General features: G+C 35.8%; 10 protein-coding genes. All 10 read right to left on the bottom strand.

The window, feature by feature from the left end; genetic code table 11:
- Positions 1-94: 94 nt before the first annotated feature.
- The gene (locus tag ABID42_RS16535; RefSeq protein WP_367284613.1) at positions 95-3190 is read right to left on the bottom strand and encodes an efflux RND transporter permease subunit; all 3096 of its coding nucleotides are present in this window, start codon (positions 3188-3190) and stop codon (positions 95-97) included.
- 11 nt (positions 3191-3201) lie between these two features.
- Entirely contained in the window at positions 3202-4257 is a 1056-nt protein-coding gene (locus ABID42_RS16530; RefSeq protein WP_367284612.1) for an efflux RND transporter periplasmic adaptor subunit, read from the bottom strand.
- An 11-nt stretch (positions 4258-4268) separates the two neighbouring features.
- Positions 4269-5600 (bottom strand): TolC family protein, encoded by a 1332-nt coding sequence (locus tag ABID42_RS16525; protein ID WP_367284611.1) that lies wholly within the window; start codon positions 5598-5600, stop codon positions 4269-4271.
- Positions 5601-5670: 70 nt separating this feature from the next.
- Positions 5671-6102, bottom strand: a complete 432-nt coding sequence (locus ABID42_RS16520; RefSeq protein WP_367284610.1) for a MarR family winged helix-turn-helix transcriptional regulator — start codon at positions 6100-6102, stop codon at positions 5671-5673.
- A gap of 169 nt (positions 6103-6271) precedes the next feature.
- On the bottom strand, positions 6272-9559 hold the full coding sequence (locus ABID42_RS16515; RefSeq protein WP_367284609.1) for a glycosyl hydrolase: 3288 nt from the start codon (positions 9557-9559) through the stop codon (positions 6272-6274).
- 198 nt (positions 9560-9757) lie between these two features.
- The gene (locus ABID42_RS16510) at positions 9758-10048 is read right to left on the bottom strand and encodes a Dabb family protein (protein ID WP_367284608.1); all 291 of its coding nucleotides are present in this window, start codon (positions 10046-10048) and stop codon (positions 9758-9760) included.
- A 155-nt stretch (positions 10049-10203) separates the two neighbouring features.
- Entirely contained in the window at positions 10204-13419 is a 3216-nt protein-coding gene (locus tag ABID42_RS16505; protein ID WP_367284607.1) for a TonB-dependent receptor domain-containing protein, read from the bottom strand.
- 333 nt (positions 13420-13752) lie between these two features.
- Entirely contained in the window at positions 13753-14832 is a 1080-nt protein-coding gene (locus ABID42_RS16500) for a FecR family protein (protein WP_367284606.1), read from the bottom strand.
- A gap of 80 nt (positions 14833-14912) precedes the next feature.
- A complete protein-coding gene (locus ABID42_RS16495; protein WP_323689273.1) occupies positions 14913-15482 on the bottom strand; it encodes an RNA polymerase sigma factor in 570 nt (189 codons plus the stop codon).
- 225 nt (positions 15483-15707) lie between these two features.
- Positions 15708-17333, bottom strand: a complete 1626-nt coding sequence (locus tag ABID42_RS16490; protein WP_367284605.1) for a sulfatase family protein — start codon at positions 17331-17333, stop codon at positions 15708-15710.
- Between the last annotated feature and the right edge of the window lie 2 nt (positions 17334-17335).

The raw sequence follows: 17335 nt of genomic DNA, 5'->3' as shown, positions 1-17335 counted from the left end.
AAGATCTCAGCCCTGACGCTCAGTTAAGCACCAAAGAATATTTAGTTGTTGCTTTCTTTTAGGACAGCTTCTTTATTAAAAATCTATCTATTTCTTATTTAGCTTGAAAACGTCTTAAAATTCTATTCTTCATGCCTTCAATAATGTAATACATACAAGGTACTAACAATAAAGTCAGGAACATTGAACTTGTTAAGCCTCCGATAATTACCCAAGCCATTCCATTTTTTACTTCTGCTCCGGAACCTGAAGCCAACGCAATCGGCAACATACCCGTAATCATGGCGATGGTCGTCATTAAAATTGGGCGTAAACGTTCTTTCCCTGCTTCTACCAAAGCTTCTTTTACCGATAAACCTTGTTCTTTTAAGTGATTGGTGAAATCGACAATCAAAATCCCATTTTTTGCCACCAAACCTAATAACATAATCAAACCAACGATAGCGAAAATTGTCAACGATTCCATCGTTAAAGCCAAGGCTAATAACGCTCCAATTAATGCCACAGGAATTGAAAACAGTACTACAAATGGATAAACAACACTTTCGTAAAGTGCAACCATGATTAAATACACTAACAAAATTCCTAATAACATGGCTGTTCCTAAACTACCAAAAGCATCTTTTTGACGTTGGGCTTCTCCTTGATAATCAATCACTACGCCTTCTGGTACTTTAATTTTAGCAATTTGTTTTTGTAAATCTGCTACAATCGTTCCTGTTGGGCGACCAACTGCCGAAGCCGTTACTTTGATTGAATTCATACGATCGGAACGTTCTAACACTGCCTGACCCACTACTTCTGAAACGGTAGCAACATCTTTTAATTTTACAATCGTGTTACGACTATTACGAAGTGTTAATTCACGAACATTTTCGATAGAACGTTTATCCGATTTTTCTAAAGAAATATTAATCGGATACTCCTCTCCTGCTTGTTTAAACTTCGATTGGTCGTTCCCTCTAAAAGCTAATTGAATAGCCCCTCCTACTTCTGGAACTGTCAAACCAGCATTGGCAATTTTATCACGGTCGAGTTCAATGGCAATTTCTGTTTTTAAACTTTTCGTGCTAAATTCTACATAATCAGTTCCTGGCGTTTTACGCACTATGGCTTTGATTTGATTCGCAATATCCTGAATCACAGCCATATCCACTCCTTTAATCGCAATTTGAATCGGTGCTTCGCTACCTCCTGTAAGGCTCACTGGACGAATCACTACTTTTACACCTGCAATTTTCGTTATTTCATCTCTTATGGCTGCACTAAAAGCATCTGTCGAAACTTTACGATGTTCTTTTTCTACCAAAGTAACCGATATTTCCGAAATATTTGAATTAGAACTTCCCGTACCAGCCGCACCTGTTTGCGTACCTACATTGGCAAAAACTTTTGATACTTCTGGTTTCTGCAATAATAATTGTTCCACTTGTTTGGTCATCAAATTGGTTTGTGCCAAAGGCGTTTGCGGAGCCATTTCAAGCTGAATGGCAAACTCGCCACGGTCGCCAGAACCTGCAAAAGATGAACCCACAAAACCTGTTGCTAACAAGGCAATTGAACCTACAAACATCACAAAAATGCTAATTAATACCCATCTTTTATGACCAAGTGCCCATGTCAATAATTTGCCATATTCTTCTTTTACATTATCTAAAAATCTCTCAAAAGCTAAGTTAATTTTTCCCCAAAGGCTTGATTCACTCAAAATTTCAACTTTCCCCCATCTTGAAGCTAATAATGGCGTTAAAGTAAATGACACGAACAAACTCATCAAAGTAGAAAAAACAACTACCAATGAAAATTCACGTAAGATATTTCCAATTAAACCGCCACTCATTGATAAAGGTAAGAATACCACAACGTCCACCAAAGTAATCGCAATCGCTGTAAAGCCAATTTCTTTTCGTCCTTCAATCGCTGATTCTACTCTACTTTTACCCATTTCAAGGTAACGATAGATGTTTTCTAAAACCACGATACTATCATCCACCAAAATACCTACGACTAAGGAAAGTCCCATTAATGTCATCAAATTGAGCGAAAACCCAAAAATATACATCAAAATAAAGGTCGGAATCATTGCCGATGGAATGGCAACCAATACAAAAAGTGAACTTCTGAAACTATGTAAAAAGAACAACATTACCGCTCCAACAATGATAATCGCCAAGAACAAATCGTGCATTACGGCATCGGCAGAAGCCAACGTATAAATAGATTGATCAGCAGCAATATCATAAGAAAAGCTTTTCGAAGCATAACTCGCTTTAATTACTTGCAATTTTTCTTTTACCGATTTACTCACATTCACCGCATTGGCATCGGCTTGTTTTACGATTTCAATACCAATTCCTGCTTGACCATTGTTTCGGTTCAAGGTTTTTGTTTCTGTTTGTCCGTCTGTAATAACCGAAAGGTCTTTTAATAAAACTCTACTTCCATCCGCATTTTGACGAATAATCAAGTTTCTTAATTCTTCTACTTTTACCAATTTGGCATCCAAACGAATAGAAGTACGACTGCTGTTACTCAAAATACTTCCCGCAGGATACGAACTATTACTGTTCGAAATCATTTGATTTACCTGTGCCGAAGAAATATTATAAGCTTGTAACTTATCGTTATCTAAGTTTACTTGAATTTCACGCTCGTTTCCACCAATCAAACGTACTGTACCAACGCCTGCGACGTTCGATAAAATTGGTTTGATTTTTTGATCAATTAAATCATACAATTCTGGTTCAGACATTTTTGCCGAAGCACTGATTCTTAATACAGGAATTTCGTCTGTATTAAAACGATTCACAACAGGGTCGTCGGCATCGTCGGGTAAAGTAGATTTAATTTGATTAATTTTTCTTTCTGCATCTCTTTGTGCATCAAGCGTATTAATCCCAGATTTTAATTGTACAGTTACTAATGAAAGCCCTTCTGAAGAAGTAGAAGAAATCTTGTCGATGCCTTCAATGGCCGAAACGGCTTCTTCAATCGGTTTGGTTACAACGTTCTGAATTTCATCGGAAGACGCACCACGATAGGTCGTCTGAACCATGATAATATTCGCTTCAAATTTAGGTAATAGGTTATAATTCAATTGTTTATAACTCACAAAACCAAACAAAATAAGCGTTACGAAAATTACTGTAATCAGTAATGGTCGTTTTATTGATATTTCGGTAATTGACATATTGTTAACGATTATTGATTGGTAGTTTTACTAATTTTACTTCCGCTAGTCAAGTTGATTTGTCCGCTGGTTACTACTTCTTGTCCTGCTTGTAAGCCAGAAATTACTTCAATGTTTTCTCCGATTTCACGTCCAACAGTAATTTTCTGAATCGTAGCGACATTGTTTTCCACCACATAGACATAAGGATTTTTTGTACCTTCTACCAAAGCCAATTTCGGAATTTGTAAAACACTTGCTTTACGACCTAAATCAAAACCAACCATTACATAAGTACCTGCTCTTAATTGATTGGTGTTCAATTGTAATTCTACTCTGTAATTATGGTTTTCGTCACCTTTTGGCGAAATGAATTTCACTGTTCCAACAAAGCTTTTGTTTGGAAAAACATCCGAAGAAATCGTAGCTGCTTGTCCTAATTTCAATTGATACACATCTTTTTCATTCACAAACACAACGGCTTTCAAATGAACGTCATCAACAATCGTTGCGATAACTGTTCCCGGACTTACATATTCACCAGCCATCAATTTTCGAGAAGTAACAACTCCGCTAATCGGTGCGACAATGTTCCCATCCGCAATTTGTTGTTTTACTTGTTCAATTTGAATACGAGTATTTTCAACATCATATTTAGAATTGATTACGCTCAATTCTGTTCCTGCATTTCCTTTGAACAAATCGTTATTACGTTGATACTCTTTTTCTAATTTATTAAGTGTTAACTCATTAGCTTTCAAATTGATAATTTTCAATTTTGAATCTAATTGCCCAATCACTTGTCCTTTTGAAACTCTTGAACCAACTTCAACCGAAAGTTTTTCGATTTTACCTTGAACGCCGATGGCAATTGTTGCTTCGTTGCTCAATTCTAAATTGGCTGGCAAACTTACTTTGCCATCAAATGGTTGGAAATCTACTTTAATCGTTGAAACTGCTACAGGAATAATTGAGCGGTCAACCACTACTTTATTCGCTTCAATTTTTTTCTTATTTTTAGCAAGTGTGAATGCGATTGCTCCTGCCAAAACAAGTAATGATAATGTTATGATGAAAGACTTTTTCATGGGTCTGAAGATTAGAATTGGTTGATATAGCTTTTTAAATTTCCTTTAGATTTTTCGTATTCAAGTCTTGAACTCATTACGTTAATCAAAGAAGTGATATAATTACTTTGTGCCTCTTTATATGAATAATCTGCATTGAGCAAATCAGAAAGCGTTGAAACGCCTTTTTGATATTCCAAATCGCTACTTTCAAAAACCTGTTTGGCGAAATAGAGATTTTCACGATTGATGACTAAATCTGATTGTGATTTCTGCAATTGTGCATTTGAATTTTTGAAAGATAATTGCAAATTATTAGCACTAATTTGCATGTTTGCTTTAGCATTCAATAAACTAATTTCTGCTTGCTTCAACTGACTTAATTTGCGGTAGCCACTGAAAATTGGCACACTTACTTTCAAACCAACCGTTGAAAAATCAAACCAATTAGAAAATGATTTTGCAAATTCATTATTCAAACTGGTAGCGCCATAACGTGCGTACATCGAAACCGTTGGCAAAAAAGCGGCTTGTTTACGTTTTACGTCAAATTCTTGTAATAAAGCATTGTTGTTTTGAATTCTGTAATCCAACAAATTACTTACTTGAAAATTATTGTCTTTTTCAACAAGCGCTAAAGATTCATAATTTGAAAATTCTATCACATTAATTTCTTCGTCCAACGACATCCCCATAGCATGTTTTAGTTTGTTCAATGCCACTTGCTTATTCATTTCCAAGATTGATTTCTGCGAAACGATATTATTCAAGCTTGATTTAGTACGGTCGTAATCGGTCTTTTTAATGACTCCTTTTTCTAAGCGCAATTTTAGAATGTCCAATAATTCACGGTATTTTTTCTCATTTTCTAGCGTGATTTTTTCTTGTTCTAAATAAACCAATACTTGAAAATAAGCACTGACCGTATTGTAAATGATATTGTCTTGGTTTTGCTCTTTTTTCAAAATCGACAATTGGTTATTCGGTTCTGCGGCTTTGATTCCTACCAACATCGACTTATCATATAATACTTGGTCTAATTGAGCTGTACCTGTAGTATTATATTGCGTACCAAATTGTAACCTAATTTCTGTCGGACTAAATGCGCCTGCTGGAATAATAGAAACTTGTCTTTTGAGGTTATCATCAAAAGTAATATTGGTACTTACTTGTGGTAAATAACCCGCTAATGCTTCTGTTGATTTTTGCTTGGCAAGGGCGATTTCGTTCTCGTAAACAGTGTTGCTCACATGGTTCTTGAGCGCAAAATCTACACACTCTTTTAAGGATATATTCTTTTGTGCATGAACATCATAGCCCAAAACGAATAATATCAGATAAAAGAAAATCTTATTCTTTTTCATAATGATAGTTGATAAAAATATTATTGACTTTAGTGATAGTTGATTTTGTCAACTATTTGAGCAAAAAAAACTACTTTTCAGCGTTCTCTTTTAATTTAATAAGTACTTTTTTGAATATCTCTAATTCATCTTCTGAAATATCTTGCATATTTCTTTCACTAAGACGATTGATAATTTCCTCGCATTTTTTGATTACTTGTGTGCCTAATTCTGTGATAACAATATGTTTTTTACGGCGATCAACGGCATCATTTACTCTAACAACATAACCCATTTTTTCAAGCTGATCAATATGGCGCATAATCGCAGATTTATCTTTTTGCATGATTTCTGCTAAATCCGACTGTATCGACTCTTCTTGTGATGTTAAAATCCTGAGTAAATAATGTTGTTCAGGAGTTATGTTAACATTCTGATTTTCAAACTCTTTAGCCGATTGTTTGAAGAGTGCTCTTATTGTATTGGCGAATAAAAACTGAAATGAAGTCTTTGTAATTTCCATAAATTCGTTGACATTAAATATAGTTGACGTTATCAACGATTCAAAATTACAACTATTTTTGATTGTACAAAAACATTTTGTAATTTATTTTTAGAAGGAATAAAAAACCACAGTAAAACATTGAGAAATAATGTTTTACTGTGGTTAAAATTTACACCTAAAATTCAACTTACTTCTTCTGCAAAATTTTCACTTCAGTCAATAAACCCGAAGGTAATAAAGTTGAATTGGCTTGATAGAAAGGCATCGTTGTAAAAGTTGTTTTGTTTTTTTCATTGGGTTGTGCATCACCAATAAGTCGGTTTACCCAAAGGTTGGTTACTTTTACTTCAATCGTATTTTCTCCAGTTTTAATCACTTCTGAAATATCCACTTTGAATGGTTTTTTCCAAGCCACACCCACATTTTTACCATTGATAATTACTTCAGCAATGTTTTTAACCTCGCCTAAGTCTATTTCAATTGATTTTTTATCCGATAAATTATTGATTTTAAACGTGTTGGTATAAGTTGCCGTTCCTGAAAAATATTTAACATCAGCATCCGTGTTTTCAGACCAAGAACTTAATTTATCGAAAGTCACATTTTTGTTGTTGAAACTTACTTTCCACGGACTGTCGATTTTAGTCAATACTGTTTCTTTTTTCGAAGGAACGGTATAAGTATTAGCTATTGCTTTGTCTTTGAAAACAACAAATAAAGCTCCCCAAGAATCAAATTTCAATGGAACAATTGTTCTTCCATCTTTAATTTGGAAAGATACTTTTTCAGATTTTCCAGTTACAGGATTCCACAATTCTGGTGTTTTACCTGTTACTCTGAAACTGATTTCTGCTTCATTTTCCTGCTCACTTCTACTGTCTAACCAATAAATATCTTGTTCAGTCGTTTGACGATGACGGAAAAGTATTTTGCTTTTAGCATTTTTAATAATCACATCAGGTTGAATATTGAGTTTATCAAAGCTTGTTACATTCGCATTTTTCCAAATTTCATTAGCTAAAGCTTGGAAAGCCTCGTCATTATCTGATAAACTTGGTGATTTTACGGGTTTGTTTCCAATTACTTTAATACCAGCATCTACTAAAGTTTTGATTTTTTTCAAAACTGATAAAGTCATTACTTTAGCCGATTCGTCTAACATCAACACATCATAGGTATTACCACTTTTTGCCACTAATTTGCCATTTTTCGCTTCAATCACATTTTGAAGTGCGGTAGCATTCACAAAATCAAATTCAAATCCTGCTGGAATATTTGGTAATTTTTCACGACAAATCCATGTAATATTCGTGTTTTCGCCATAATAGTACAAAATATCCGCTACGTTTTTACCTTGTTGAAGCATATAACTGCTTCTTCCTAAATACTCCATCCAAGCTTTTCCGCCAGTTTCAGACCAAGTTTCGTGACGAGTAAAATACTGACCGAATGGTCCAAGTGAGAAACCTGGTTTTTTATCGTCTAAAGGTTGGTGAACAGAAGTATGAATCACAAAACGGTTCAAGCCCGAAGCCAATTCTAAATCGGCAGTACGTTTTAGTTTTTCTGGATTCCAACTAAAAGCATTTTGAATAGAAGTCATCGACTCAGCCGCTACAATATTTTGTCCGTAAATATTGGCTACCGACGCTGCTTCACGAATATCTGCTTCGCTACGTACTTCTTCGTTATTTCCACCTGCCAAACTTCCGGGAGTCCACATCGCAGACATCGGAATATCTGCATAACGTTTTACGTCCATCCCATCCGCTAAGTAAATACGACCACCCTCATGCGATTCTGTGTAGCGTTTCATCCCTCTTTTGTGCAATTCTTCGCCAATTACGTCGTAATGGTTTTCGGCAATCATCTCGCCAATCGTTTTTCTGAAATCCCATAAGAACTTTTCACTGGCTTCAACACTTTTCACAACTCTGCCCGTCAACACAGGAATCCAAGTAATGAGGTCATAGCCACGTCTTTTCTTAAATTCAGCTGGCATATCTTTCGTCCAGTTCATGTGACCAGCTTCGTAGCTATCCAAAATCATGTACTCAAGTCCCTTCGCTCCCATCATGCCACCCGTGGCATCTTTGTACATATCCAGATATGTATTGATGTACTTTCTTACGGCATCTTTGTCTAATTTATCAACTTCCAAACCTGTTGCTTCTGGCGATGCTGGGTGATTTTGACGACCCGTCAATGAATATCCCAAACGCACAACCATCCAATTTCCAGCAGGAACATCCCATTCTAAACTGCCATCGGCTTTTAATTTACTCGTTAAATCAATCACATTTTCAGAAGAAATAACGTCAGCATTTTCTGGTGAATAAGTTTTTGAATCTTCTTTCCAAGGAGAAAAACCTGCTTTCTCTTCCGTTTGGTCAATACGAGAAGTATTGAAAAGTACAAATTCTGAGACCTTTGTACCTTCTGGCTTAGGTTCGCCTGTGGGCATACCAATCATGGCGGCAAAAGGACTTATTGCCCCAGGAAGTGTCTCGAAGCAAATTCGCCAATATTTTGCCGTCGTGGCTGGAATTCCAACCGTAATAAATGGCAAAGTACTGTTAGGAACTTTAGTAATCGTTCTGAAATTCACACCATCATCACTTACTTTTAAGCTACGATTGGTTGGCCCTCCGTTAAATTCTGCCAGTTCTCCTGCTGCACCAACACCAACTGCAAAAGCTTTGAAGGTTTGTGGAGTATCAAATTCATACTGTACCCACATATCTTTTCCAACTTCCATCGCTGGTAGCTCATAAACTTTGCTCAAGTCATGGTCTAACATCAATTTGGTATCAAATTCGCCCCCACTTTTTGTCATTTTGGGGTTTAAATCCATCAGATGCTTTTCGTTAGATGGTAATTTGTAAGCAATTACAAGTGCATCCGCAGCAAATTGTGGCATTGTCCCAATAAATCCACCCATTATTCCGCCTGATTCAGTGCCAATTTCTTGAAATTTACCCACTGCTTCGGGCAATTTTGGTAACTGAACATTTTGTTTTTTTCCGCCTTCAACAATTGCTTCTGTCCAGATATACTTTTTCATCGCATCTTTAGGCTCAACCCAAGGGCCACCTGTAACACTCCAACCCGGCGAGCCTGCAATTGCCATTTCAAGTCCTTTTTTGTCGGCTAATTCCGTCGTGAATTTGAAAGCATCTTTCCATTCTGGTGTCATAAACACCAATTTTTTAGGCACGACAACAGGTGTAAATAAATTGGCATCAAAGTTTTGGAAACCGCCAATTCCCACACGACTCATCCATTCTAAATCTTTTTGGATACCGTCTTTTGTAATGTTTCCATTCATCCAGTGCCACCAAACTCTTGGTTTAGCCGAATTGGGAGGTGCCTGAAAATCTTTTTGTAAAGAATTGACTTGCTGTGCTTTACCATTCATTACTCCTACCATTAGTACAGCAACAGCTGTCTGGAGGAATTGATATTTTTTCTTCATTGTTTTCTGGATAAACAGTTTAAAATTTCTATCTAAAGTATTTTAAAAGATTTTTGAATATGAATAAATCGAAGCTGTTTAAACTTTTGTATTTTCCTATTAGTGGGCGAATTAATTCGCCCACTAATAGGAAAAATGAGGTTTTGAATGCCAAGATTAAATTTACAAATCATCACTCATTCACTAAATCACAACTCACTACATCAACTCATAATCTATTTCTAAAAAATCAGCGACTGATTTCATCCAGTAATTCTCAACAAAGTGTACATGGCTTGGATGATTTGAATAAAAATCATACTGCTCTGTAGTATCAAATTCCATTGAAATCCCATATTCAAAATGGTTTTTGGGGCTGATTTGCTTGAGTACTTCAAACTTTTTTACTCCTTCGATGTTGACTAATTTGTCCACTGCTTCAAAAAATGCTTGTTTTTCAGCAGTACTTATGCCGTCTTTGAGTTTGAGAATTACTGAGTGTCTAATCATGTTTTTTATGGTTGAAAATTGCTCTTTTTTAGGTTTTAGAAAATGAAGCTTTTAAAAAGACCTCACCCCCAACCCCTCTCCAGCTGAGAGGGGAGCTTTTTGAGTTTAAAAGCCCCCTCTCAGCTGGAGAGGGGGTTGGGGGTGAGGTTTATTTTTTAAAACTTAAATGTGGCGGTCAAGAAATATGCTCTTGGAGGTAAACTTAAAGTTGAGTAAACAACATTTGGATTTGCCTCTAACTGAGCTTTCGTAAAGCCTTGTCTATCTAAAGCAGCAGGGAATCCACCCGGTGCCGACCAGCCCATTACGCCATTTTGGTTAAAGATATTATTGATATTAGCTTGTAATTGCCATTTTGCATTTAGGTTATAGCCCAAATTCAAATTCGATTGGCTAAACGCTGGCAAAGAAAAAGTATTGGCTACGTTGGCGGCACGTTTTCCCATATAAGAAAAATCAAGTGATGAATAGAAATTTCCTTTGGTATAAGTAGGCGAAATTCTGATAATCACGCTGGCATTATTATCGGTTTCGTTACCAGAAAAATCCTGTATTTTATCATCTGCTTTTCCATTTGCACCCAAAATCCAAGTTTTATATTCGGTTGCTTTTGAAGATTGGAAAGTAGCCACTGCACGAAGACTTAGGTTTTTAGTGAAACTGTGATTCGCCTCAATCTCTACTCCCATCGTCGTAAATTTATTGTACAATACCGGTGTGTTGTAGGTTGACGATAAATCTACTGTTTCTTGACCTTGTACTTGTTGCGGAACATTGCTTAGGATGCTATAAAATGGCGTCACAAACAAATTGGTATTCCCAGATTTTACTTTATATCCTATTTCGAATTGCTGAATTTTTTGGGCAATTGGGTTTAAATTGGCTGCTCCAAAAGCAGTATTCACCGTAACAAACATATCTAAATCAGGTGCTTTACTGCCTTGTGAAAAGCGACCATAGACCGCTTGCTCATCAGCAAATTTATAGTTCAAACCTCCAGAGAAAGAGAAAGTATTCACACTTAGATTATCGTAACTATATTTTGCTGTAATTTTTCCGCTCGAATTATCATAAAAAGTTAAAGGGTTTCCGTCTGTTCCACCAGTACTTGAAGGCGTTGAAGTAGCAATTTGGTTTGTTCCAGAATAAGCAACTTTTTCATAACGAACGCCCCAGTCAAAATTTAAAGCAGAGCTAACCGTCCAGTTATGTCCAAAAAACAAAGCTGTTTGTTGCTGACTTGCTGTGATAACGTTTACGGCAACACTTTTTCCTGAACCGCCAATTACTCCATTAGGATTAGTAATTTGATAGGTATTGCCATCAAATCCTGCCAAAGTAATGGCTGTAAGTGTTGGACGTGGCGAAGTCATTTGTGAAAATGCAAGACCAGCATCCGTCGAAGACAATCTATCCAAATTTGAATTAGCATAAAATAAACCTCCAGTAAAACTCATATCTTTTACTTTTTTCGTAATCGTAAACTGGTCGATAAATTCTTTCATTCTATTGTCTGAATAAAACAATGGATTGAAATACAATGAGTTTTTCTGGATAGAAGCTCCCGGAAAATTACTACCGTTATCTATAAAATTGAAGCCTGCAAAATTACCATTGACAATATTGGGTGCTTGTGTAATAGAGCCAAATTGTGTTCCAGAAGCAAGGTCTTTATAAGAATAAGTACCAAACTGACCCAAAAGACCCGGAATAGCATAGAAAACCAAACCATCAGCCGCAAATGGATAAGCTACGGCAGTAGTATTCCAAACTGAACTTTTATCAGAATATCTTGCTTTGTTTTCAATGGTTAAACCTTCGCCTATACTTTGCTCCCAGTTCAAACCGATAGATTTGTCGATTGAGTGAATTTTATCTCTTGAATCGAAATGTACTTTTTTACCTGTATCATTAATCGTAAAATCAGCTTGTACAGACGGAATCAACACTGTATTCGTTTGCGTTACACCTGCTGGTAAAGTAGGATTAGTGAAACCAATTGTTGGCAAAAACTCAAACCAAGCATTGTGGTCGTTCAGGTATTTAGCATAAAATTTTAGCGAACCGCTTTTGTAATTTTTTACTAAGTTAGCTTTTACTTGACCGCCATTATTCATTGGATAACCCGGATACCTTGCCCCATCTGCTTGACGATAAAAACCTCCAATATTGTACGTCAAAGATTTATCTTTACTTAATGGTCCACCAAAATTTACATCTGTACGATAAAACGGATTTTGTCCATTGCCTTCTAAACCATACTTCGCACGGATTTCGCCCGCAAATTCTTTCCCCCCAGTTTTTGATACGTAGTTAAAAATACCTCCCGGAGCATTGTTTCCTAAAATAGAAGCAGTTCCACCACGCACAGCTTCTAATTTTCCTAAAGTAGCATCTGTACGAAGAAAATAATCTGGACCGTAGTTTCCGAAAGTTGCGTTAGTTACTGGTAAACCGTCTTCCTGCATTGAAACATAGTAATAACCAGATGCGCCATCATTTGACCCAACTGAAACCCCACGAGAATAAACAGTATTACGGATTTCTCCCAAAGATGTGTTAACAAAAACGCCAGGAATATTTTTCAATAAATCTGCGGCACTGCTGATGGCGAGTTTATCAAATTGTTTTGCGCTCAAAGTAGAAATCGCTACCGACGATTCCATTCTCGTTCTTTTATCAAAAACACCCGTTACAATTACTTCTTCCAAAGCGGCAACGTTTTCTTTCAAGGTCAAGTTAATACTTGATTGAGACGCTACTTTTATTTCTTGCGAATAAAAACCTATGAACGAAAAAACAAGTACAGCATTTCCATTGGGTACATCAATTCTGTATTGCCCTTTTGCATCAGTAACGGTGCCTTGTTGTGTTCCTTTTAACAGGACGGTTACGCCTGTTAGTGGCTCGTTTTTTTCGTTAACAATTGTTCCTGATACAGTTTGTTTAACGGGTAAAGTATTGTTCTGGTCAATATCGTCCGCTATTTTTCTGTATTCCATAGGCATCACATTATTCTCTTTTTGTTTTAGAATAATCTGGTTGCCATTTAACTGATACTCAATGTTTAAAGATTTGAATAACCTATCAAGTGCCGACGAAAGTGTTTCATTCTGGCTTTTGAAAGATACTCTTTGCTCTGATTTAATCGCTTGGGGACTATAGAAGAATCTTACATTTGCAGACTTTTCTATCTGGACAAGTACGTGCTTTAATTTTTCTTCGCTGGATTGAACACTTACTTTTTTATTCAGTATTTCTTGCGCTTCTACATCTTTTGCCATGCTAATGCCGATAAAAGATAGTGTAATAAAAAGTTGAACCAACGAAATTTTCATACATTGGATTAATAAATCATGATTTTTTTTCATACTTTTGACTGTTTTGTTTGATTTTGCTAAACTTTGAACATAACAATCCCCTTCAACCCTTTTCAGGATGTTGTACCAAAACGGGGACTTTCTGAGCCAGTAGGTCTGCACACCTTCTGGCTCTTACTTTTTTACTGACACTTAATTCTTAATTTTTACTTGAATTGTACTTTAATAATCGGCTAATTATAAATCTGCACATTGATAATCAGCGCTTTAAGTATAAGTTATGAATTTAAAACTAACAACTCAGCACTCATTCTTAATTGCAATTGGTACTCTCATACACTCAAAACCCATACTTCACCACAATTCAAAACTCATAACTCCAAATTACTTACATCCTTTTGCATTAATTAAAATTTTTCCTTCCAAAACTTCATAAGAACCTCCGACAATATTGGTGATGATGTCTAGTTTTTGGAAAAGACTCTCATTTTCAAAAGCTCCCGTTACTTGGCATTCTGCTAGAAGAGCTTCATTATAGACAATCTCAATACCATAAGCCAACTCAATTCTTTTGAATACTTCGCTTAGCGGCGCTTCGTTAAATTCAAAAGAAATGCCATTGGCATTAACGATAATGGGTGTAGTGATTAATTTTTTATCATACTGATCCGTATTTCTATCAAAAATGGCTTGTTGATTGGGGAGCAATACCACGCCTTTTAAAGTGTTTTCTTTTTTACGTTCGTTTAGGTTTTTAAAAACACTTACTTTTCCTTCTTGAACAGAAACCACAACGTCTTTCATCTCTTCAAAAGCTTTTACATTGAATCTCGTGCCCAATACTTTGGTCGTTACTTCGTTTGCCATCACTAAAAAAGGTTTAGTTGGGTCTTTTGAAATATCGAACGTTGCTTCGCCTGATAGAATGACTAATCTTCTATCATTTTCAAAATTTTCTGGATACGTAATTTTACTTTTGGGCGCCAATAAAACGGCCGAACCGTCGGGCAGATGAATTAAGATAGGTTTATCAAGTTTATTGACTTTCTCGATATGCGCTTTGTGTAAAGTCGCTAAATTTTTATGATAAGCTGTGTTTTGCAAAGAAAAATAAACTAAGCCAATGAGCATGATGATGATGGCTGCTCCAGACCAAACAACAGAAGACGATAATTTCAGAATCTTGGCCAAAGAAGTTTTTTTCTTATTCGTTTCCTGAATTCTCGAAAATATATAGTTTTTAGCTTCAACAGAAATATTATTCGATTCATAGGTTTTAAGCCCCATCTGAATCGTACCAATAATTTTTGCTGCCTCTATGTACTCTCTTTTATTTGTGGGATTACTCTCCAACCAAGTTTGCCAAAATAGCTTACTTTCCTGATTTGGATTTAATTGATGGGTCACGAAAACATCATCAATTAAAAAATCTGAAACCGAATATAGTATATAATTATTAGCCATCTGTTCTGTTACTATTTTACAAAATAGACACAGTCCTTATTGTTATATACTCACTATAATCTAAAAAAAAATTAAAAAAATTATAATTTTAAAATCGGCAATGATTTTCGTAACTTCTCAACGGCACGAACAACTAAGTTTTGTGCTGATTGTCGGTTGATACTCATCACATTAGCCACTTCGTTGTATTCTAAATCTTCCACAAATCTCAATCGAAGTGCTTCTTGTTGGCGTGGCGGCAATTCGCTAATTAATTTATTCACTAATTCTTCTTTCGAAAAACCATCAACATTGTTAAGCAGAGTGGTTTCTTCGGATATGGCTTCGTCCCACAATTCATCAAAATCTCCTTCGTTCAAAGCCATGTATTTACTTTCTTTTCGAAGAATTTGGTTTTGCATTCGGTTTTTTAAAGCCCTCAGTAAATAAGCACGAATATTATTAGGCGTAACAATGTTGTTTCTTTTATCCCAAATTTCCGTAAAAACATCATGGATACAATCAAACACAAAGTATGACGAAAGTGAAGAAAGACTCATTCCGTATCGATACATCGCACCCACATTTTGCTTATAAATCAATGAGTACGCTTTCTCATCTCCTTTCTTAAAGGCTTCCCATATATTGGTTTCTATCTGTTCGGAATCCATGGTTTCGTTAGATAAGCGACATTACAATGTTAAAATAATATCATTTTTAAACAAAAAAATACAAACTAAAGCTCTTAACATTCATGTACTGTCATGGATAAGTAATTATACAATACTTACAAAAAATTGAGCGCATCAACCCTTGCACTTAAACTAATATTATAGTTTAACAGATAATCAACTCAGAAATATATTGATTATCTGTTTTATCCTTCGATAAGTAAATCATCTAATTATCTTTCCAGTACCTTCAAGCTCTTTGTACTTCTCAATAAACTTTTTATCAAGTGTTTCCGAATCTTTGTACTTTATCCGTAATTGAGCCAATTTTTGATGTAATTCTTTCTTTATAGCCGCATACTTGGGGTCGTTATAAACGTTTTTCAATTCGTTTTTATCGTTCGTGCGGTCATACAATTCCCATTCATCAATGTCATAATAGAAGTGTATTAGCTTATATTTTTCGGTTACGATGCCGTAATGTCTCTTCACCATGTGAATACTCGGATATTCATAATAATGATAATAAGCAGCATCTCTGAAGTTTTTGCCATTTCCTTTAAAAATTGGGATCAAGCTTTCGCCTTGCATATCGCTTGGGGCTTTAATTCCTGCCGCCTCAAGGAACGTTTGGGCAAAATCGAGGTTCTGTACCATTTGTGTATTTTTAGAGCCTGGTTTGATAACTGTTGGCCATTTTACCAAAAGTGGCGTTTTGAACGACTCATCGAAGATAAATCGCTTATCAAACCAACCATGTTCACCCAAATAAAAACCTTGGTCTGAAGTATAAACCACAATCGTATTTTCCTCTAAATTATTTTGCTTTAAAAAGTCTAACACCTGCCCCACTCCTTCATCTACCGAAGCGATACATCCCAAATAATCTTGCATATATCTTTGATAACGCCATTGCATTTTCTCTTTTTCGGTCATAGAAGGAAATTTTTTAACAAATTCCTCATTCATTTTTCCGTAGGCTTCATCCCAAGCTTTTCGCTGTGTTGGATTCATTCGCCCTACAGTGTTTTCGTAAAAGCGAATATCATAAGGATGCGATTCTTTAATGCCCAATTTTTGCATATTTTCTGGAAATACTTTTGAATCTCCAGCCCAATTCATGTGCGTAAGCAAATTCATCTCTGCTTCTTTGGAAGCTCTACCCCTACCCTCATAATTATCAAAAAGAGTAGCGGGTTCGGGAAAAGTTTTATTCAAATATTCTTTAAAATGGCGTTCAGCAGGCAGCCATTCTCTATGCGGCGCTTTATGCAGATAAGCAAGAAAGAATGGTTTATCTTCATCTCTTTCATTTTTTAGCCAATTGATTGTTAAATCTGTAATAATGTCGGTTACATAACCCAATAGTTTCTTTTTACCTTCTTTTTTGGTAATAATGTCTGGGTTGTAATAATTGCCTTGGTCTGGTAAAATCTGAAATTCATCAAAACCTTTTGGATTATTACCAAAATGTAATTTCCCAAACATGGCTGTTTGGTATCCATTTGCTTGAAGAATTTGCGGGAAAGTAATATTGGTGCTATCGAAAGGAAAATAATTATCTATTTTACCATTTATGTGACTGTGTTTTCCAGTTAAAATTACTGCACGAGAAGGCGCACAAATAGAATTAGTCACACAAGCATTGGTAAAAAGCATGCCTTCATTGGCAATTCTATCAATATTGGGAGTCTGAGTAAGGCGTTTATCATAAGCTGAGATGGCTTGATAAGCGTGGTCGTCGGACATAATAAACACAATGTTTGGTTTCTTTTGCTTTTTAGGCTTGAAAGCAAAAAACGCAACAGCTACCGAGCTGATGAGTAGCAGTGTGATAATTATTTTTTTCATAG

The sequence above is a fragment of the Arcicella rosea genome, assembly GCF_040543805.1.
GTDB classification, from domain to species: Bacteria; Bacteroidota; Bacteroidia; order Cytophagales; family Spirosomataceae; genus Arcicella; species Arcicella rosea.
The sequence above is the reverse complement of the archived record's forward strand: the minus strand, read 5'-3'. Positions and strand labels throughout refer to the sequence as shown.

Coding starts and splice junctions, on each gene's coding strand:
- ABID42_RS16535 (WP_367284613.1), bottom strand. CDS start 3,190: ATGTCAATTACCGAAATATCAATAAAACGACCATTACTGATTACAGTA.
- ABID42_RS16530 (WP_367284612.1), bottom strand. CDS start 4,257: ATGAAAAAGTCTTTCATCATAACATTATCATTACTTGTTTTGGCAGGA.
- ABID42_RS16525 (WP_367284611.1), bottom strand. CDS start 5,600: ATGAAAAAGAATAAGATTTTCTTTTATCTGATATTATTCGTTTTGGGC.
- ABID42_RS16520 (WP_367284610.1), bottom strand. CDS start 6,102: ATGGAAATTACAAAGACTTCATTTCAGTTTTTATTCGCCAATACAATA.
- ABID42_RS16515 (WP_367284609.1), bottom strand. CDS start 9,559: ATGAAGAAAAAATATCAATTCCTCCAGACAGCTGTTGCTGTACTAATG.
- ABID42_RS16510 (WP_367284608.1), bottom strand. CDS start 10,048: ATGATTAGACACTCAGTAATTCTCAAACTCAAAGACGGCATAAGTACT.
- ABID42_RS16505 (WP_367284607.1), bottom strand. CDS start 13,419: ATGAAAAAAAATCATGATTTATTAATCCAATGTATGAAAATTTCGTTG.
- ABID42_RS16500 (WP_367284606.1), bottom strand. CDS start 14,832: ATGGCTAATAATTATATACTATATTCGGTTTCAGATTTTTTAATTGAT.
- ABID42_RS16495 (WP_323689273.1), bottom strand. CDS start 15,482: ATGGATTCCGAACAGATAGAAACCAATATATGGGAAGCCTTTAAGAAA.
- ABID42_RS16490 (WP_367284605.1), bottom strand. CDS start 17,333: ATGAAAAAAATAATTATCACACTGCTACTCATCAGCTCGGTAGCTGTT.